Annotated in this window: 19 protein-coding genes and 2 pseudogenes; 11 read left to right on the forward strand and 10 right to left on the reverse strand. The window is 72.7% G+C overall.

Features of this window, described 5'->3' with window-relative positions; genetic code table 11:
• The 6 genes and pseudogenes from AB0447_RS28220 to AB0447_RS28245 all read right to left on the reverse strand — a co-directional run.
• Positions 1–230 (reverse strand): annotated as a pseudogene (locus tag AB0447_RS28220) (2-isopropylmalate synthase); the annotation flags it as partial.
• Between the two features lie 105 nt (positions 231–335).
• On the reverse strand, positions 336–587 hold the full coding sequence (locus AB0447_RS28225; protein ID WP_366479647.1) for an acyl carrier protein: 252 nt from the start codon (positions 585–587) through the stop codon (positions 336–338).
• A 77-nt stretch (positions 588–664) separates the two neighbouring features.
• A pseudogene (locus AB0447_RS28230) lies at positions 665–1,663 on the reverse strand (beta-ketoacyl-ACP synthase III); the annotation flags it as partial.
• Positions 1,660–2,697, reverse strand: a complete 1,038-nt coding sequence (locus AB0447_RS28235; RefSeq protein ID WP_366479648.1) for a ketoacyl-ACP synthase III — start codon at positions 2,695–2,697, stop codon at positions 1,660–1,662. The gene AB0447_RS28235 and the pseudogene AB0447_RS28230, both read right to left, overlap by 4 nt.
• A 68-nt stretch (positions 2,698–2,765) precedes the next feature.
• Entirely contained in the window at positions 2,766–3,620 is an 855-nt protein-coding gene (locus tag AB0447_RS28240) for an arylamine N-acetyltransferase (protein WP_366479649.1), read from the reverse strand.
• Complete coding sequence (locus AB0447_RS28245; RefSeq protein WP_366479650.1) at positions 3,617–4,828, reverse strand: NAD(P)/FAD-dependent oxidoreductase; 1,212 nt, start codon at positions 4,826–4,828, stop codon at positions 3,617–3,619. Before AB0447_RS28245 ends, AB0447_RS28240 begins: the two co-directional genes overlap by 4 nt.
• Before the next feature lie 241 nt (positions 4,829–5,069).
• On the opposite strand from AB0447_RS28245, the gene AB0447_RS28250 reads away from it, so the two are divergent.
• The 10 genes from AB0447_RS28250 to fabG all read left to right on the forward strand — a co-directional run bounded on the left by AB0447_RS28250 (position 5,070) and on the right by fabG (position 14,318).
• Positions 5,070–5,906 carry a 2-amino-3,7-dideoxy-D-threo-hept-6-ulosonate synthase gene (locus tag AB0447_RS28250; RefSeq protein WP_366479651.1) on the forward strand — a complete coding sequence of 279 codons (837 nt, stop codon included), beginning with the start codon at positions 5,070–5,072 and terminating at the stop codon, positions 5,904–5,906.
• Positions 5,903–7,042, forward strand: a complete 1,140-nt coding sequence (locus AB0447_RS28255) for a 3-dehydroquinate synthase II (RefSeq protein ID WP_366479652.1) — start codon at positions 5,903–5,905, stop codon at positions 7,040–7,042. Before AB0447_RS28250 ends, AB0447_RS28255 begins: the two co-directional genes overlap by 4 nt.
• Before the next feature lie 154 nt (positions 7,043–7,196).
• Positions 7,197–8,690 carry a class I adenylate-forming enzyme family protein gene (locus AB0447_RS28260; protein ID WP_366479653.1) on the forward strand — a complete coding sequence of 498 codons (1,494 nt, stop codon included), beginning with the start codon at positions 7,197–7,199 and terminating at the stop codon, positions 8,688–8,690.
• Entirely contained in the window at positions 8,687–9,886 is a 1,200-nt protein-coding gene (fabV, locus tag AB0447_RS28265) for an enoyl-ACP reductase FabV (protein ID WP_366479654.1), read from the forward strand. Before AB0447_RS28260 ends, fabV begins: the two co-directional genes overlap by 4 nt.
• Positions 9,887–9,901: 15 nt before the next feature.
• Positions 9,902–10,489: an acyl carrier protein gene (locus tag AB0447_RS28270; RefSeq protein ID WP_366479655.1), complete on the forward strand. Its 588-nt coding sequence runs from the start codon at positions 9,902–9,904 to the stop codon at positions 10,487–10,489.
• The gene (locus AB0447_RS28275) at positions 10,486–11,691 is read left to right on the forward strand and encodes a beta-ketoacyl-[acyl-carrier-protein] synthase family protein (RefSeq protein WP_366479656.1); all 1,206 of its coding nucleotides are present in this window, start codon (positions 10,486–10,488) and stop codon (positions 11,689–11,691) included. Before AB0447_RS28270 ends, AB0447_RS28275 begins: the two co-directional genes overlap by 4 nt.
• On the forward strand, positions 11,688–12,440 hold the full coding sequence (locus AB0447_RS28280; protein ID WP_366479657.1) for a hypothetical protein: 753 nt from the start codon (positions 11,688–11,690) through the stop codon (positions 12,438–12,440). Before AB0447_RS28275 ends, AB0447_RS28280 begins: the two co-directional genes overlap by 4 nt.
• Entirely contained in the window at positions 12,437–12,949 is a 513-nt protein-coding gene (locus tag AB0447_RS28285) for a PaaI family thioesterase (RefSeq protein WP_366479658.1), read from the forward strand. Before AB0447_RS28280 ends, AB0447_RS28285 begins: the two co-directional genes overlap by 4 nt.
• Positions 12,946–13,617, forward strand: a complete 672-nt coding sequence (locus tag AB0447_RS28290) for a flavin reductase family protein (protein WP_366479659.1) — start codon at positions 12,946–12,948, stop codon at positions 13,615–13,617. Before AB0447_RS28285 ends, AB0447_RS28290 begins: the two co-directional genes overlap by 4 nt.
• Entirely contained in the window at positions 13,614–14,318 is a 705-nt protein-coding gene (gene fabG, locus AB0447_RS28295) for a 3-oxoacyl-ACP reductase FabG (protein WP_366479660.1), read from the forward strand. Before AB0447_RS28290 ends, fabG begins: the two co-directional genes overlap by 4 nt.
• An 85-nt stretch (positions 14,319–14,403) precedes the next feature.
• On the opposite strand, the gene AB0447_RS28300 is transcribed toward fabG, so the two are convergent.
• From AB0447_RS28300 to AB0447_RS28310, 3 genes are all read right to left on the reverse strand, one after another.
• Positions 14,404–14,619: a DUF4287 domain-containing protein gene (locus tag AB0447_RS28300; RefSeq protein ID WP_366479661.1), complete on the reverse strand. Its 216-nt coding sequence runs from the start codon at positions 14,617–14,619 to the stop codon at positions 14,404–14,406.
• Between the two features lie 91 nt (positions 14,620–14,710).
• Positions 14,711–15,385, reverse strand: a complete 675-nt coding sequence (locus tag AB0447_RS28305; RefSeq protein WP_366479662.1) for a DUF998 domain-containing protein — start codon at positions 15,383–15,385, stop codon at positions 14,711–14,713.
• A gap of 98 nt (positions 15,386–15,483) precedes the next feature.
• Complete coding sequence (locus AB0447_RS28310) at positions 15,484–16,077, reverse strand: MBL fold metallo-hydrolase (protein WP_366479663.1); 594 nt, start codon at positions 16,075–16,077, stop codon at positions 15,484–15,486.
• A 105-nt stretch (positions 16,078–16,182) separates the two neighbouring features.
• Between AB0447_RS28310 and AB0447_RS28315 the strand changes: the two genes are divergently transcribed.
• Entirely contained in the window at positions 16,183–17,139 is a 957-nt protein-coding gene (locus AB0447_RS28315; RefSeq protein WP_366479664.1) for a helix-turn-helix domain-containing protein, read from the forward strand.
• Positions 17,140–17,261: 122 nt separating this feature from the next.
• On the opposite strand, the gene AB0447_RS28320 is transcribed toward AB0447_RS28315, so the two are convergent.
• On the reverse strand, positions 17,262–17,669 hold the full coding sequence (locus tag AB0447_RS28320; protein WP_366479665.1) for a hypothetical protein: 408 nt from the start codon (positions 17,667–17,669) through the stop codon (positions 17,262–17,264).
• Positions 17,670–17,961: the final 292 nt, after the last annotated feature.

Consider the following 17,961-nt stretch of genomic DNA (forward strand, 5'->3'; position numbering starts at 1 on the left):
TCGATCTCCTTGTAACCCATGCGCACCAGCAGGTCGAACATCTCCCGCTTCCGGGCGGGCGTCATGGGGTCGATCAGCGACTGGTTGCCGTCCCGCAGATCAGTGGACAGCCAACGCGGAGCCTTGGTGATACGAGCGTCCGGCCAGGTGCGGTCCGGCAGGTGCACCGCCTCGAACGGCCGGTACTTGTGGATGGGCATCCCGGAAGGCTTCTGCCTGTGCTGGGACATGGCGCAGTACTCCTCGGATCGATGCGTGCCAGGGTGAGATGGGCCGACAGCACAGGGCCGGCCTGCACACGACGTCGTGCGGGCCGGCCCTGTGCACCGTTCTCGTCAGGCCACGGCGACGTCGTGGCTCTCCAGGTAGTCCACGGCCGCACGGACCGTGGTGAGGCGGTCGGCGTCCTCGTTGGGGACCTGGATGCCGAACCGGCGCTGGACCAGGACGAACACCGACACCACGGCCAGTGAGTCCAGCTCCAGGTCCCCGGTGAACGAGGCGTCCAAGGTGACCTTCTCCGCGGGGACCTCGGCGACCTCGTCGAGGATCTCCTGCAGTGTGCGGACGATGTCTTCCCTGCTCATGCTGCTCCTTCTCGTTCTTCTGTTGCGGATACGGGCGTTGCGGGTTCCGCCGGGCGCGGCGGTTCGGCCGGGGCCGGCGGGAGCCTGATGACCTGGCCGGCGTAGACCAGCCCGGTGCCGAAGGCGAGCAGCAGGGCGAGTCCGCCCGGCTTCGCCTCGCCGTCGGCGAGCATGCGGTGGATGGCGAGCGGGATGGACGCCGCCGAGGAGTTGCCGTAGTCGACGATGCTGCGGGCCACGGCGACGTCCGGCGGAAGGCCCAGCCCCTTGGCGAGTTCCTCGGTGATCCGCAGGTTGGCCTGGTGCGGTACGAAGGCGTCGAGTTCGTGGAGGCCGACGCCCGCGCGTTCCAGCGCCCGGGTGGCGACGGCGCCCATCTCGTAGGCCGCCCAGCGGAAGACCTCCCGGCCTTCCATGGCGATGACGGGCCACGGCGCGTCCGGCTTCCCGCGGAGCGACGCCCAGGAGGCGCTCTGCCGGATGGTGTCCTTGTAGGCCCCGTCCGACCCCCACTCCACCGGACCGATGCCGGGTTCCTCCGACGGCCCCACCACGAAGGCGCCGGCCCCGTCACTGAAGAGGAACGCCGTTGTCCGGTCTTCGTGGTCGAGTTGTTCGGACAGCCGCTCCACGCCGATCACGAGGACGTGTCCCGCGCTGCCGGCCCGGATCGTGTCGGCGGCCAGCGCGAGGCCGTAACAGAACCCGGCGCAGCCCGCGGTGAGGTCGAAGGCGCCCGGTGCGCGGGCACCGATGCGGTGCGCGACGGCGACCGCGAGGGACGGGAACTGGCGCAGGTGGGAGACGGTGGAGACGATGACGCAGTCGATCCGGTCGCCGGTCAGCCCGGCATGGCGGAGCGCCTGCTCGGCGGCCGCGACGGCCATGTCCTCGACCGTCTCCTCCTCGGTGGCCCAGTAGCGGGCGCGGATGCCGGAGCGGCTGCGGATCCACTCGTCGGAGCTGTCGATCCGCTCGCACAGCATGGCGTTGGTGACCCGCTGCGAGGGGAGGTAGCTGCCGACGCCCAGCACGGCCGCCGGGGCGCCGTGCGGCAGGGGCGGGGTCGCGGTCATGCGGCGCCCACCCGCTCCCGACCGGATGCGCCGATCTCGCCGAAGTCCTCTTCGCCGCACCACCGCACCAGCATCGTGCCGAGGCTGAGACCGGAGCCGAAGGCGGCCAGTACGACGAGGTCGCCGGGTGCGAGCCGGCCGGTGTCCAGGGCTTCCCGCAGGACCAGGGGCACACTGGCGCCCGAGGTGTTCCCGTACCGCTGGACGTTCGTGACCGTGCGGTCGCGGGGCACACCCAGCCCGTCCATGATCCCGTGCACGATGTGCAGGTTGGCCTGGTGGAGGGCGAACAGGTCGACGTCGGACGTCGTCAGTCCCTCGCGGTCGAGCAGCTCCCCGATGAATCCGGGCACCTCGCCCACGGCGAAGGAGCGCACCGCCGCCCCGGACAGCTGGGCGAAGTTGTCGCCGAACGCGCTGCGCCGCGGCCTGCCGTCACGGAACCGCCGCTCCTCGCGGGCCACCCAGACGGCACCGTAGCGGGAGGGGTCGCTGCGCAGCAGCGTGCCCTGGATGCCGGCGCCCGGGGCACACGGCTCCAGGAGGTAACAGGCGGCGCCGTCACCGAAGATGACGGCGGGTCCGACGTCCTTCCAGTCCAGCGTCTTCGTGCTGACGTCGGCCATCACGACGGCGACCCTGCGGAAGGCGCCGGTCGCCACGTACTTGGCCCCCACGTCGAGGGCGAAGACGCTGCCGGGGCAGGCGCCGCTGTTGACGTCGAAGCCCGTGGCGCCGGTCGCGCCGGCCTTCTCGATGATGAGCATGGCCGTGGGCGGCGCCATGTTGTCGGGGGTGTAGGTGCCGCAGATGACCAGGTCCACGTCCGCGGGGGTGATGCCGGCGCGGGCGCAGGCGTCCTCCAGGGCCCGGGCGCCCAGGTCCGAGGTCCACTCGTCGTCGGCGGCCACCCTGCGGGTCTCGACGCCGATGTTCTCCCTGATCCAGTCGTCACGGGTGAGGAGGATCTCCTCCAGGTCGGCGTTGGCGAGGACCTTTTCGGGAAGGTACGAGCCGATGGCCCGTATTCCCACGGAACAATGCGTATCCATGGTGCGGTTCCTGTCCGTCTCGAATGTGCCGGTGGTATCCGGATGCACGGTCAGCCGATTCCGGGCAGTGGGGCGCGGCGGCTTCTCCGGGTGCGTTCCCAGGTGTCGACGGCCTTCTCCACGAGATGGCCGTGGTCCTGGAATATCTCGGAAATCGCCTTTTCCGCCTCTGCCGCATTCGCCAGGAATTCGATCTGCTCGTGGCCGTTTTCCGCGCGTACGAAGTTGTCCCGCATCAGGATGAGTTTTCCGTCGGGCACCACCCGGGAGCACAGGAGACTGCCGGTGAGGGGGGAGTCGTCGGCGGCCATGTGGTAATCGACGATCCAGTCGTACGCGCCGGGTCCCAGCGGCCGTTCGTCGAACCGGTACACGGGCACCCAGTCGCCGCCGGGCCCGGTACGGCGCAGGACGGCCGGGTGGCCGTCGGCTTCGGCGACCTTGTACGTCCAGCCGGACTGGGTGTGTTCGCGGCCGTCCGCGCGCAGCGGCTCCAGCAGGGTGAGCATCAGGAAGCTCACGTCGACGACCCACCGGGCGCCCTCGGCCTCGACGAGGAGCAGCAGGTGGTCCCAGCGCGGTGCCCACTGCCCGTTGACCCGCCAGGCCTGGGCGGACACGAGGTCCACCCGGAATCCGGCGTCCCGCAGGAACCGGCCGAACAGCGGAGTGGCTTCCAGGCAGGTGCTGCCCGCCCGCCGGCGCACCACCTTGTCGAACACGCCCGGGTGGTCCAGGGCCGGGCGGCGCCCGTCGAGCGCGTCGAGCATCTCGTAGGGGACGGACCGCAGGTGGGCCCCGGTCAGGGCGCGCAGGCAGTCCACGCCCGGCTCGACGGGCCCGGTGTGGCCGATCCGCCGCAGGTATTCGGCCGCGGGGAGCCGCCACTCGGTGCCGCCGGTCATCGCCGCGCCTCGGCGGGCGCGCCGGTCCACAGGTGGCGGAGCTCCGGCTGGCCGAGCACCATGCGCAGGAAGTCGGGGAGGGAGTCGGCGTTGCGCTCGGTGGGCTCGCCCGGGCGCGGCGCGAGGGTCCGGCGCTGCGTCTCCTGGAAGCCCTCGACGAACGGCACGCGGTGGCGCAGCAGGTCCTCCAGCGGTGCGGTGGAGCCGCCGTCGGCGACGGCCCGCCGGATGCCCTCGGCGGCCAGGACGGCGTCCTGGAGGGAGGTGTTGAGCCCCTGCCCGCCGAAGGCGTGCATGGCGTGGGCGCTGTCGCCGAGGAGCAGGACGTTCCCGTCCAGCCACCGCTGCGGGCGCACCATGTGGTGCTGCACCTGGCGCCGCGGGATCCCCTCCCAGTCGCGGGTGTCGAGGTGGGGGGCGAGAACGTCCGCCAGCTCGGGCGCACGCTCCGTGAGCTCCGCCGCGAACCGGGAGAACGGCCCGGCCAGGGCGGCGTCGACCCGCTCCTCCGCCGTGATCCACACCAGGATGAGCCGGTCGCCGGGGTAGGGCATGGACAGGACGTAGGAGTCGTCCTCGAAGTTCATGGTGATCCGCGGGTCCCAGCCCTGCGGCGCCGGTACGACGAAGTCGAGGTAGCCCCGGTCGTAGCTGAAGACCTCCGTGGGGATGCCGGCGAGTTCCCGTACCGAGGAGGACTTGCCGTCGCTTCCGACGATGAAGTCCGGGGTCAGGCGGTGGGTGCCCGTCCCGTCCGTGTAGACCAGTTCCCTGCGCCCGCCGGTGCCCCCGGGCAGCCCGGTCACGGTCGCCCCCAGCCGGACGTCGACCCCCGGCAGTTCCTCGAGGGCGCGCAGGAGCGTGCCGCGCAGGACCGTGACGGGCGTGGTCAGGGCGTACGGAACGGGCACGTCCGGCAGCTCGTCGTAGGCGTAGCGGGCGACCTCGCTGCCGGGGACGCGGACCTCGCCGCTGTCGATGAAGCCGGCCCCCGCGCGCACCTGCTCCAGCAGGCCCTCACGTTCCAGGATGCGCAGTGTTACGGGCTGGAGCACCGGTGCGCCGGCCCAGCGGTCGAGGTCGATGTGCGGGCTCCGCTCCAGCACCGTGACCCGGTGGCCCGCGCGGCCGAGGAGCAGGGCGAGCAGCAGTCCGGCCGGCCCCGCACCCACGATGCATGCCGTGGAGCTCGACGGATCGTCAGGCATTGGTTTTCTCCTTGGCTGGGGTGACGGAAATGGATCCCGCGGCTCGCCCGGAGGGAGCCGGATGGGGTGGCGGGGAAATCCTCACCGGCCGGCCCCGGGGCCGACAGCCCCGGCCGCCCTGACCGAATGGCGCACCGCCGCACCGAATGGGGCTGCACGGGTCGGCCAGGGGATTCGACCCTTGGCCAAGACCCGGCCGCATCCGATCGTGGTGGCGTCATCGAAGGAAATGAGGTTGGTGATGTCACGCTGGTCTCCCGGTAAATCCCTGAGACTGAGTCGGCTCGGCCCCCAGGACGGCCGTTATCTCTTCGTTCCACTGGATCATTCGCTCGCGGACGGCCCGATCGCCGACGAGCAGCGCTTTCACGAGGTGGTCGGCGAGGTGACGGCCGGCGGCGCCGATGCCGTCGTCGTGCACAAGGGACGGGCACGCGGACTCGATCCGCGCTCGCTTCGGGGCAGCGCCCTCATCGTCCACCTCAGCGGCAGCACCCCGCACGCACGTGACGCCGACGCCAAGGTGCTCGTCGGCTCCGTCGAGGACGCGGTCCAGCTGGGTGCGGACGCGGTGAGCGTCCACGTCAACGTCGGTTCGGACACCGAGGCCCAGCAGCTCGCGGACCTCGGCGCCGTGGCGAGCGCCTGCGACACCTGGGGCATGCCGCTCCTGGCGATGATCTACCCCCGTGGTCCCCGGATCACGGACCCGCACGACCCGGCCACGCTGTCCCACGTCGTCAACATCGCGGCCGACCTGGGTGCCGACCTGGTGAAGACCACCTGGGCGACCCCCTTCGAGGCCATGGCCGACGTGGTGGCCAGCAGCCCGCTGCCGGTCCTCGTGGCCGGCGGCCCCGCCGAGAACGGCGATCTGACGTCGTACGCCCGTTCCGCGCTGCGCGCGGGATGCAGCGGCCTCGCCGTCGGGCGCCGCGTCTTCCAGCACCACGACCCGCGCGCGGCGGTCCGCGAACTGGCCGCGCTCGTGCACGGCTTCGACCCGGCGACAGCGCCGGACCTGGTCACAGCCCCTTCCCTCCCCTCCCCGTCTCACGTATTGGCAGGTACCCGGTGAAGTTTGGATGGATCGATCTGCGCGGTGTCCCCGCCCAGCAGTACGACGCGGTCATCGAGGCAGCACTCCACGCGAAGCTGGAAGGCGTCGTCTCCGACGACCCGGCCCGGCTGGCCCCGCTTCCGCCGACCGTGAAGCGCGTACTGCTGCCGTCCGCACAGCAGCTCCCGTCCAAGGTGGCCACCGCCACCGAGGAGGGCGCCGAGAACCCGTACGACGTCCTGCTGACGCGTCTGCAGTCGTCCGACGACCTGGACCGGCTGCGGCTGGACGTGTCGGGCACCGGACACGAGCCGGCCGCGTTCGTCGACGTCGTGGACGACCCGACGCTCAAGCTGGCCTGCTCCGCGGCCATGGAACTCCCCTACACCGTCGTGCAGTTCCGCGACCCGACCAAGATCCCGCTGGAGATCGTGATCGCCGCGGCGGACAAGACGCCGGGGCAGCTGGTGTGCCAGGCCAACGACCTGGAGGAGGCCGGCATTATCCTCGACGTCCTGGAGAAGGGCTCCGAGGGCGTGATGCTGGCGCCGCAGGACGCCAACGAGGTCTTCGCCTTCGCGGAGCTCCTGCGCACGCAGACCCCGGACCTGGACCTGACCACGCTGACGGTCGAGTCCATCGAGCACAACGGCCTCGGTGACCGGGTCTGCGTCGACACCTCGACCCACTTCGCCGAGGACGAGGGCATCCTCGTCGGCTCGTACGCCCACGGCTTCGTCCTGTGCGTCAGCGAGACGCACCCGCTGCCGTACATGCCGACGCGGCCGTTCCGCGTCAACGCCGGTGCCCTGCACTCGTACACGATGGGCCTGGACAACCGCACCAACTACCTCAGCGAGCTGAAGGCCGGTTCCGCGATCCTCGCGGTCGGCGCGGACGGCCGGACCCGCCGCGTCGTGGTCGGCCGGATCAAGCTGGAGTCCCGTCCGCTGCTGACCATCAAGGCCGTCGCGGAGGACGGCACCCAGGTCAGCCTCACCGTCCAGGACGACTGGCACGTCCGCGTGCTCGGCCCTGGCGCGGCGGTGCTCAACGTCACCGAGCTCAAGCAGGGCGACAAGCTGCTGGGCTACGTCTCCTCGGAGAAGCGGCACGTCGGCTGGCCCGTCAAGGAGTACTGCGTCGAGAAGTAGTACCGACCGCCCGCCCTTCCGACGTCCCCCGCGGGAGGCGCGGGCCCCGCACCCGGTGCGCCGGGTGCGCCCCCCGGCGGCCGCCCACCGCCCGGCCCCACGGCCGGCGCGGCCGGGCGGCCGCCGCATCCACCGACATGCTGCTGGAGGAACCATGACCGTTTCTCAGCCCGTGACGGCCCCGTGGTGGGGAGCCGACCTGCTGGGCTGCCACCCCGACGACGCCGTCTGGGCCCGTACCACCGGCCGGGACGTGACCTGGGCCGAACTGCGCGACCGGGTGAAGGAGAGCATCGGCATCTTCTCCGCCCACGGAGTGGGACCGGGGAGCTCGGTCGCCCTGCGGCTGCCGCCGAGCCTCACCGGCATCTGGTCGCTGCTCGCCCTGTGGTCGCTGGGTGCCCAGGTGCAACTGCTCGACCACCGGCTCAAGCCGGCGGAGGTGCAGCGCGTCCTCGACCTGTGCAATCCGCGCTACTACGTGCACTTCACGGACGCGGTCAGCACCCAGTTCCAGGACGAGTGCGAGGTGTACGTGGAGTGGCGGCGCGGCGGCAGCCGCTCCCGCACCGACCACTGCCTGGTCCAGTTCAGTTCCGGCTCCACCGGTCTTCCCAAGGTCATCGGGCGTACCGCCGCGTCGCTGCGCGCCGAGCTGGAGTCGTTCTCCGCGATCGACGGGATGCCGCGGACCGGTGAGCGGATCCTGCTGCTCAACTCCACCATCCACTCCCTCGGGCTGATCGGCGGGGTACTGCACGCCATGCGGGCCGGGGCCACGCTGGTGTTCACGGCGGCCCTCCAGCCCCAGGCGCTGGTCCGCACCCTCGCCGAGGAACGGATCGACGTGGTGTTCGGCGTGCCGTTCCACTACGACCTGCTGAGCCGGGTCCAGGACCCGCCCGCACTGCCCCGGCTCCGGCTCGCGGTCAGCGGCGGCGAACGGCTCGACGAGGACCTGCACCGCCGGTTCGAGGAGCGGTACGGCATCCGGATCGGCCAGGCGTACGGCATGACGGAGACCGGCATCGTCGCCACCGACCTGCGGGGCGAGTTCGCCCCTCCCGTCGTGGGCACGGTGGCGCCCGGTGTGCACACCAGGGTCTCGGGCGGCGAGCTGTGGGTGCGGCTGGACCGGTCGCCTTACCTGCAGGACGTGGGCGCCGAGCGCTACGTCGACGGATGGCTCAACTCCAAGGACCTCACCCGGTTCTGCGAGGCCGACGGCACCCTCCGGATCACCGGCCGCTCCGATTCCCTCGTGGCGGTCGGCGGTCTCAAGGTGGACCTGATGGAGATCGAGCAGGAGCTGGCCCGGCACCCGGCCGTGAGCGAGGCCGTGGTCGTGCACGGCGACGGCATCGAGGCCCACCTGGCCGCGCCCGACGGCCTGAGCGTGTCCGAGATCCTGGCCTTCGCACGGGAGCGGCTGAGCAACTTCAAGATCCCCCGGCGTTTCCACATCACCACCGCGCTGCCGCGGACCACCAACGGCAAGCTGCTGCGCACCGCGGAACTGCTGCACGCCGCCTACGCGGCCGACGGTACGGCCCGGCGACCGGCCGACGGTACGGCCCGGCGTGCGGACGGCGGGGCGCGCGGGCGGCACCTGGAGGGCGTCGCGCCCGGGCGGGGTGACACGGCGTGATCATCGAACCCGTGCGGCGGGGCTCCGTGTGGGCGACCGCCCACCCGGAGGGCCGCCGCACCCTCGTACGCCGCGCCGTGGAGGCGGTCCGGCACCGCGGTCCGGTCCCCGGCCCCCGCTCCGTCCTCGTCATCGGGGCGTCCTCGGGCCTGGGCATGGCCGTACGACTGGCCTCCGCCTTCGGGTCCGGGGCATCGACGGTCGGGGTCTGCCTGGAGCGGCCCGGAGCACCGAACCGGACCGGAACGGCCGGCTGGTACAACGCGGCGACCGTGGAGGAGGAACTGGTCGCGGCCGGCCTCCCGGGACGCACCGTGCTCGGCGACGCCTTCGACGACGAGGTGAAGGAGCGGACCGCGCGGCTCGTCGCCGAGGAGTTCGGCGGTGTCGACCTGGTCGTCCACAGCCTCGCGGCCCCCCGCAGGACCGACCCGGTCACCGGCCGCACCCACCGTTCCGTGATCAAGACCATCGGCGAGCCGTTCACGGAGAAGGCGTTCGACGCGTCCACCGGCTCCGTACGCGAACTGACCACCCCCGCCGCCACCCCGGAGGAGATCGCCGACACCGTCCACGTGATGGGCGGCGACGACTGGGCGCGCTGGATCGACGTACTGGACCGGCACGGCGCACTCCGCCGCGGCGCCGGCACGGTCGCCTTCAGCTACATCGGCCCCCCGTGGCTCGCGCCCACCTACCGCGACGGCACGCTGGGCCGGGCCAAGCAGCACCTGGAGAGCACCGCCCGCACCCTGGACCGGCGGCTCGCCGCCCACGGGGGCCGCGCCCGGGCGGCCGTCATGCGCGCCCTCGTGACCCCCGCCAGCCAGGTGATGCCGGTGCAGGCGCTCTACACCCTGCTGCTGACCCGGGTCACCAGGGAGGCAGGGCTGTCGGAGAGCACCGGCGACCAGGCCCGCAGGCTCCTCGACCACCTGTACGGCGAGCCGCTCGCCCCCACCGATCCGCGGGACCGCATCCGCCTGGACGACATCGAGCTGCGCCCCGACGTCCAGGCCGAGGTGCGCCGCCGCTGGGAGAAGGTCCACGACGCGGCCACGCTGGCGGAACTCGGCGATCTCGACGCCTACCTGCGGCTGACGCGGCAGCTGCACGGGTTCGGGGTCGACGGGTTGGACTACGCGGCCGACACGGACCCGGTGCGCGCGATACCCCGCAGCCTGCTCATCCACTGACCCTAAGGAAACGACGTGACCACCGCAGACACCGTCCACCCCGAGCGCATCACCGACTTCGTCCTCGGCGTGATCAGGGACATGCTGAACATGCCGCTGCCGCCCACCACTTCGCCGGCCACCCCGCTGGGCCCCGGCGGCCTCGAACTGGAGTCCCTGTCGTTCGTGGAGCTGAGCGTCCACCTGGAGCGCGAGTTCGACATCCAGTTCTCCGACGAGGCGGTCGACGGGCTCGTCACCATGACCCTGGGCGAGCTGGTCTCCGAGATCCGGGCCCGGACGGCCGGGCGCGGCGACGGTACCCCGGCCGCCGCGGAGGCGGAGGCGCTGAGCCTGCTCGATGTGAAGCGCCTGCTGACGCTCAGCCAGATCATTCCGGTGGCCGACCCGGAGGCCCTCGCGGACGACGAGCCGGTCGTGCTCGACTCCCTCACCCTCGTGTGGTTCCAGTACCAGCTCAACGAGCAGCACGGCATCGAGCTGGACATCGACCATTCGGCCGTCGCCGAGCTGACCTCGGTGACCGCGATCCACGCCTACCTCCGGGACGCCGTGACCGCGCAGACCGCTCACACCGCGCAGACCGAGGCTGTCGGGCGATGAGCACCGCACCGGCCGTACCGGAGGACGTGTTCGTCACCGGGTACGGCATCTTCACCGGGCACGGCTTCGGGGAGGAGGCGCTCCGCGACGGTGTCTTCGCCGGGCGGGCGGCGTTCCGGCCCGTGGACCGCTTCGACACCGGCTCCTTCCGCGGCCGGTACGCGGCGGCCCACGGCCCCGACGGTCCCCCGCTGCCCGGCACGGACCGGGACCCGCGGCGCACCCCCGGCCAGCGGGAGGCCCTCGTGGCCTGCGGTCGCGCCGCCCTGGACATGGCCGGGCTCACCGGCCCCCGTGCGGCCGACGTCCTGATCGGCACCCAGGGCGACCACCGGGGGGTCACCGCCTTCTGGTCCGGCGAACACGGACGTCCGGGAGTGGACGTCGCCGAAAGCCTGCCGGCGGCCCTGCCCGACCTCGTCGCCGGAGACCTGGGGCTGGCCGGGCGGCGCATGGCCTTCGTGAACGCCTGCGTCGCCTCGGCCAACGCGCTGCTGCACGGCGCCCGGCTCATCCGCGCCGGCCTCGCCGACACCGTGCTGTGCGCGGGCGCCTACCTCGTCGAGCAGGAGTTCTTCGCCAAGTTCGACTCGGGGCGCGCCTTCGCGACCGACGGCCGCGTCCGCCCCTTCTCGGCCGAGCGCACGGGCCTGCTGCTGGGCGACGGCGTGGCCGCCCTGGTCCTGGAGTCCGGCACCCGGGTACGCGCCCGGGACGCGGAGCCGCTGGGCCGGGTGAGCGGCTGGGGGATGGCCTCCGACGCGTACCACGTCTGCCAGCCCCACCCGGAGGGTGAGGGACTGGCCGCCGCCATGGCCGGCGCACTCGCCGCCGCCCGGATCGGGCCCGAGGACATCGGGTACGTGAACGCCCACGGCACCGGCACCCGGATCAACGACACCGCCGAAACGCGGGCGCTGCACCGGGCGTTCGGCGCCGCCGCCCCGCGGGTCCCGGTCAGCTCCACCAAGAGCACCACCGGGCACATGCTGGAGGGTTCCGGCGCCGTGGAGGCGGTCGTCGGGCTGTACGCCCTGCGCCACAACCTGCTGCCGCCCACGGCCGGTTACGGCACCCCCGACCCCGAGTGCGACCTCGACTGGATACCGAACGAGCCCCGGGAGGCGGACGTACGGCGGGTCCTGACCACGAACGCCGCATTCGGTGGTGTCAACACCGCGATCGTGCTGGAGCGCCCATGAACGTCCCGTCCCCCCACTCCGTGCCCGCGTCCGTCGTGGGACGGGCCGCCGTCGTGTGCACCTCCGACGAGGACGCCCCGCCGGGCGTACCGGGCTTCATCGAGTCCCGGTTCAGCCCTCTGGTCCGGCAGGCGGTCGACCTGTGCTGGTCGGACGCCGAGCCCGCCGAGCCGGGCCGGCTCGCCGACCGGACTGCCGTCCTGCTGCTCACCTCGTTCGGGGACGCGACCACCACCGACCTGGCGAGCCGGCGGCTCCTCGAGGGCCAGGTCCGCAATCCGCTGCTCTTCTACCAGTCGGTGCCCACGTCCATCCTCGGGTTCATCACCCGCGAGCTCCGCATCACCGGCCCGCTGACCTGCCTCTCCGTCCACGACGGCAGCACGCGCGAGGCGTTCGAGACCGCCGGGCTGATGCTTGCGGACGGCGACGTCGACCAGCTGCTGCTCATCGGTGTCGAGCTGGCCGGGACGGCGCGTACCGCCGCCGCCGGGAAGGGCGTTCCGGGCGCCGGCCGGGACCCCGAGCGGGGTGACGCGGCGGTCGCCCTGCTGCTGCGCCGGCAGCAGGAGGCGTCCGGCAGCGGAGCGTTCGCCGTCGACCTGGGGGCCGTACCCGACGGTTCGGGCCCGGCCCTGCCCGACGGTTCGGGCCCACCCTTCCCCGCGGCCGCGGCGCCCGGCTCCGGCCCGCTCCGCGCCTTCGGCGGTCTCTGGGCCGCCATCGATCACGTACGGGAGAACAAGTGACGACCTCATCCGCACCGCTCCGGACCACACCGTCCGGCGCCCCGGCTCCTTTCGCCCCCGGCGGGGAGGCCCAACCGCCGCAGACCATCCTGTCCATCCCGCCCGAACTCCACGACGACCAGCTGATCGTCCGCATGGGCATCGAGATCACCTCCTGGGACCCGGAGCGTCTCGTCGGCACCATGCCGGTCAAGGGCAACCAGCAGCCGTTCGGCTGGCTCCACGGCGGCGCCAACGCCGTGCTCGCCGAGACCCTCGGGTCGATCGCGGCCGGCCTCCACGTGGCGCCCCGGGGAGCGGTCGTCGGCCTGGAGGTGTCCTGCACCCACCACCGCCCGGCCCGCGGCGGCGAGGTCACCGCGGTCTGCACACCGCTGCACCAGGGCGACCGCGTCGCCACGTACACCGTCTCCATCACGGACGACAAGGGGCGGCTGACGTCCAGCGCCCGGGTCAGCTGCCTGGTGCAGAAGCGCGGGTCCCGCCACGACGACAGGAGCCACCAGTGACCACCGACTCCGCCGTCGGCGTCGCCGCCCGCCCAGCGGCCCCGGCCCGCACGCACACCGCTCCGCCGGTCCCCGCCCGGGTGGACCAGGCCCCGGTGGACCCCGCCCTGCTGGACCCGGACCCGGTCGACCCGGCCCCCGCGCACGGCACGCGTACCGTGGCCGACCCGGGCGCGGACGCCTACCGGGCGGCAATGGGGCTGCTGCCCACCGGGGTCACCGTCATCACGGCCGGCACCGGCGACCGCACGGAGGCACTGACCGTCAGCTCGGTCACCTCCGTGTCCCTCGCGCCCCTCCTGCTGCTCGTCAGCATCGGGGCCACCGGACGCCTGCGCCGCCGCGTGGAGGAGCACCGGGCGTTCACGGTGAACGTCCTGGGCACCGGGCAGGAGGACCTGTCCAGCCGGTTCGCCTCACACGGCCGCCCCTCCGGCGCCGCCGCGCAGGAACTGCTCGGCCCCCGCACCGGACAGACCGGAAACGCCCTGGTCGACGGTGCCGTCCTGTCCGTCGACTGCCAGGTCGAGCACCAGTACCCCGGCGGCGACCACGTCCTGTTCATCGGCCGCGTGGCCGCCCTGCACATGCCCGACGAACCTCCCGCGCCGCTGCTGTACCACCGTGGCGGCTACGCGGACCTGCACCGGAAGGAGGCGGCCGCATGACCCGCTCCGTCCTCGTCACCGGCGGAAACCGCGGCATCGGACTCGCGGTCGCCCGCGCCTTCGCCGAGCAGGGGGACGCCGTGGCCGTCACCCACCGCGGCTCCGGCGCCCCCGACGGGCTGCTCGGGCTGCGCTGCGACATCACCGACCCCGCACAGGTCGACCGGGCGGTGGCCGACGCGGAGGCCGCGCACGGCCCGCTGGACATCGTCGTCGCCAACGCCGGCATCACCGCCGACAAGCTGGCGCTCCGCATGGACGACGCGGACTTCCACCGGGTCCTGGACACCAACCTCGGCGGCGCGTTCCGCACGGCCCGGCGCGCGATGGAGTCCATGGTGCACCGCCGCCGGGGCCGCCTCGTCTTCATCTCCTCCGTCGCCGGCCTGCGCGGCTCGGCCGGCCAGGCCAACTACGCGTCCAGCAAGGCGGGTCTGGTCGGCCTCGCCCGGTCCCTGGCCCGCGAGCTGGGGCCGCGCGGCATCACCGCCAACGTCGTGGCTCCCGGCCTGGTGGACACCGACATGGCGCGGCAGCTGTCCGACCGGCAGCGCGAGCACATCATCGGCGACGTGCCGCTCCAGCGCGCCGGACGGCCCGACGAGGTGGCGGCGGCCGTGCTGTGGCTGGCGTCCGAGCAGGCCGGCTACGTCACCGGAGCGGTCATCCCCGTGGACGGGGGCCTGGGCATGGGCCACTAGGCCCTTGCCCGCGGCAGGCGGAAGCGGGGACGGCCGGCTCGTCCCCGCTCCTCCCGCTCCTCCCAGCTCCTCCCGCTCCTCCCGCTCAGGTACCGCTGTTCTCGGAGAGGGTGTGCGCGACCAGGGCGTTGGCGTGGCCGTGTCCCAGGCCGTGTTCGGACTTGAGCCAGGAGACGAGCTCCATGTGCCTGGTCAGCGGCGAGGAGCGGATGAGGTCCTTCCACTCGGCGATCGGCCGGCCGTACTTCTTCTCGATCGAAGGGAAGTAGGCGGCAGGGCCCTTGACGGTGTTGTCGGTCATGTCGTGTCCCGTTTCCTGAGTGAAATGATCTCGATGCTGTTGATGACGGCCGCCCGACGGACGCGACGGCCGCGCGACGGACGCCGGCTGACTAGCGGTGCGTTGCCGGCACCTCGGTGACCAGCCGGGCCGTCACCGCGGTCAGCCCCGCCAGGCCGAGCCCCGCGCCCACGGTGAACGCCAGGACCGAGGCGGAAGAGCCCGCGAACCCGGCGAGCACGCCCACCGGGGCGAGGCGGGATGCCACGGCCCAGCCGCGGTCCCCCCGGGCGGCGAGGGAGCGCGCCAGTACGAGGAACGCGGCGCACAGTGCGAGGTAGCCCACCATGCCGCCGAGCATGTGGACGGCGCCGTGCGCGCTCAGCGAGGCGGTCTCGGGGGCACCGGCGGGAAACCCGGCCCCGGCGTCGGCGGGGAACACCGCGGCGACCGGGAAAGAGGCCCCGAACAAGCCGACCAGGCGCGGAGCCCAGGTCCCACCGGGTCCGCCGCGCAGCACCCGGCGCATCCCGATCGCACCGGCGATGACCAGGGCTCCGGTGAGCAGGAAGTTCGCCGCCTGGATCCACCCCGGGTCACCGAGGGCGAGCTGGCTGATCGCGTTCCGGGTGAAGTCGAAGCCGTCGCGGGTGAGTCCCTGGAGGACCCCCGCGCCGAGGAACAGCGGGCCCGCCACGAGACCGCCGGCCAGCAGGCTCCGGGTCGCCGGGTGCGACGGGGACGCGGAGCGGGGGGCCTGCGTGGGGGTGCTGAGCGTGTGCGCCATGACGAGCCCTCCGGGTTCGGATGTTGTTGCTCGTATGACCGGCGGCGGGAAACGAACTCATCGGCCCGGCGGAGGTGACCCGGGTCACACCGGCAGCCCTAGCGCGGCGCCGTGTCGTCCGCCGGGAACGCGGGCCCGTGACCGGGCACGATCACGTCCGCGGCGTCCAGCACGCGGAGCCGGGACGACAGCAGGGTCTTCTGGTCCGGGGCCACCGGGTCCTCCACCGGGCCGTTGGGGCGCCACCACAGGTCGCCCACGAAGGCGACGACGCCCGAATCCGTGCCCGCCAGCAGCGTGATGTCCTCGGGGCTGTGTCCCGGAGTACGGATCAGCCGCAGGGACGGGGCGAGTTCGTAGCCCTCGGCGTCGCGGTCGGTCCACTGGTCGTTCTCGTAGATCGCCTTGTGGTCGTGGACGCGGGCCAGGCCGAAGAGGCCGACGTTCATGGTGTTGTCCGGGTGGTGGTGGCTGAGGACCACATCAGTGATGTCGTCGGGCCCGAGCCCCAACTCGGCGAGCGGGCCGAGGATCCGGTCGCGGCCGGCCACCATCCCCGGGTCGACGATCACATGGCGTTCCCCGTCGCTGACGTAGGAGACGGTGGCGGCCACCCCGGGACCGGTGGAAAGGGTGTAGCCGGTGGTCAGGATCGTGTACACGGCGCTGCGGCCGAGCGGTGCGTCTGTCATGCCCTCAATTCTTCGGGCGGGCCGGCCGTCCCACGAGTGGCCCTCCTGCCACCGATCGCAGGAATCGTGCCAGGTGCCGGCGAGGGCAGGTGCCAGACTCCCCGCATGCCGCCCTTCGTGAACGTCGCCGCCTACGCCCCGCCCGGCTTCGGAATGCTCGGAGCCGGCATCGTCTCCGAGGTGTTCGACGCCCGCGGACAGGGCCTGCCCCGCTTCGACTTCGCCCTGTGCACCGACCGGCCCGGCCGGATCCGCAGTGATGTCGGGCTGCCGCTCGTCGTCGAGCACGGCCTGGACCGGCTGGCCGCCGCCGACCTGGTGATCGCCCTGCCCTGGTCGGACTTCCGTACCCCTCCGGGGCCCGCCGTACGCGAGGCGCTGACCGCCGCGCACGAGCGCGGCGCGCTGGTCGCGGGACACTGCGTCGGCGCGTTCGCCCTCGCCGCGGCCGGGCTCCTCGACGGGCGGCGCGCCACCACCCACTGGCGGTTCGCCGGCCTGCTGGCCGACCGCCACCCGAACGTCGCCGTCGAACCCGACGCGTTGTACGTCGACCAGGGCCAGGTCGTCACGGGCGCGGGAGCCGCCGCGGGCTTCGACCTGTGCCTGCACCTCCTGCGGCGCGAGTACGGCGCCACCACCGCCAACGCGATCGCCCGCGACCTGGTCCTGCCGTCCCACCGCGACGGCGGACAAGCCCAGTACCTGGCCACCCCCGTCCCCGAGGACAGCCAGGACGAACGTCTCGCCGACGTGCTCGCCTGGGCCCGTGAGCACCTCCACGAGCCGCTCCCCGTCGCCGAACTGGCCCGCCGGGCCCTCATGAGCAGGCGCTCGTTCGCCCGCCGCTTCGCCGCCTCCACCGGCACCACCCCGCACGCCTGGCTCCTCGGCCTGCGGCTCAGCCGCGCCGAGGAACTCCTGGAGACCACGGACCTCCCGGTCGAGGAGATAGCCCGGATGGCCGGCTTCGGCAGCGCGGCCGTCCTGCGCTCCCAGTTCGTCCGGCGCCGCGGAGTGCCGCCCCGCTCCTACCGCCGGTCCTTCACCCGCACGCCTTGACTTCCGCTCCCCGCCCTGACCGCCCGGCCCTGCGCAGCTCTCTCAGCACCACCGGGATCCTCGCCACCCGCATGTCCTTGCCTTCCCACACCGGGGTGTACGCGGTGACGGTCATCCGGCACTCAGAGGTGCCAGAGCGTGACCACGGCCGCGAAGAAGCCGACCGCGCACACCGGCACCGACCAGGGCCGCTTCGCGGATCGGGACCAGCGGGCGAGGAGGCGGGCGTTGAGCAGCCCCGCGGTGAGGCAGTAGACGATCCAGAGGGGTTCGAACAGCCAGGCGGGAGAGTCGGAGTAGAAGCTGTAGCCGAGCAGCCACCAGTCGGCCTGGGTGACCAGGAGGAAGAGGTGGACGACCAGGAGCCAGGGCATGGTCAGGACCACCGCGAGGAAGCGCGGCAGTCGCCATTCCTCACCCAGGCCGATGCCGCCGGCCACCGCCCACAGCGCACACACCGTGAGCAGTGCCATGTACACGCGGGAGACCGGCTCCCGCCAGGCCGGTACTGCCGTTTCGAGGATCTTCATGGGAGACGTCCGGCCTTGGGGGTTCGGTGATTGCAGAGGAACAGGGGTGGTGCGCAGTTCGTGCGCACCCAGCAGGCCCGTCGTGTCCCAGCAGTTGACCGGGTCGCCCGAGCAGTACGCGTAGGCGTTGGCGCCGCCCTTGGGGTCCGCGTCCCGGGTATGGCTGAAAATCGCTCAGCGCGGAGCGAAGCGTAGCGGGACGCTCCGCCCCCAAAGGGGACGGAACCATCCATGCCGCGCATTAGATCGATCAAGAGTTACCAAAAGGTGAGAAACCGAATCCAGCTGTCCT

The sequence above is a fragment of the Streptomyces sp. NPDC051211 genome (assembly GCF_040689505.1).
Taxonomy (GTDB): domain Bacteria; phylum Actinomycetota; class Actinomycetes; order Streptomycetales; family Streptomycetaceae; genus Streptomyces.

Coding starts and splice junctions, on each gene's coding strand:
- AB0447_RS28225 (WP_366479647.1), bottom strand. CDS start 587: ATGAGCAGGGAAGACATCGTCCGCACACTGCAGGAGATCCTCGACGAG.
- AB0447_RS28240 (WP_366479649.1), bottom strand. CDS start 3,620: ATGACCGGCGGCACCGAGTGGCGGCTCCCCGCGGCCGAATACCTGCGG.
- AB0447_RS28245 (WP_366479650.1), bottom strand. CDS start 4,828: ATGCCTGACGATCCGTCGAGCTCCACGGCATGCATCGTGGGTGCGGGG.
- AB0447_RS28250 (WP_366479651.1), top strand. CDS start 5,070: ATGTCACGCTGGTCTCCCGGTAAATCCCTGAGACTGAGTCGGCTCGGC.
- AB0447_RS28260 (WP_366479653.1), top strand. CDS start 7,197: ATGACCGTTTCTCAGCCCGTGACGGCCCCGTGGTGGGGAGCCGACCTG.
- AB0447_RS28275 (WP_366479656.1), top strand. CDS start 10,486: ATGAGCACCGCACCGGCCGTACCGGAGGACGTGTTCGTCACCGGGTAC.
- AB0447_RS28280 (WP_366479657.1), top strand. CDS start 11,688: ATGAACGTCCCGTCCCCCCACTCCGTGCCCGCGTCCGTCGTGGGACGG.
- fabG (WP_366479660.1), top strand. CDS start 13,614: ATGACCCGCTCCGTCCTCGTCACCGGCGGAAACCGCGGCATCGGACTC.
- AB0447_RS28300 (WP_366479661.1), bottom strand. CDS start 14,619: ATGACCGACAACACCGTCAAGGGCCCTGCCGCCTACTTCCCTTCGATC.
- AB0447_RS28305 (WP_366479662.1), bottom strand. CDS start 15,385: ATGGCGCACACGCTCAGCACCCCCACGCAGGCCCCCCGCTCCGCGTCC.
- AB0447_RS28310 (WP_366479663.1), bottom strand. CDS start 16,077: ATGACAGACGCACCGCTCGGCCGCAGCGCCGTGTACACGATCCTGACC.
- AB0447_RS28315 (WP_366479664.1), top strand. CDS start 16,183: ATGCCGCCCTTCGTGAACGTCGCCGCCTACGCCCCGCCCGGCTTCGGA.
- AB0447_RS28320 (WP_366479665.1), bottom strand. CDS start 17,669: ATGAAGATCCTCGAAACGGCAGTACCGGCCTGGCGGGAGCCGGTCTCC.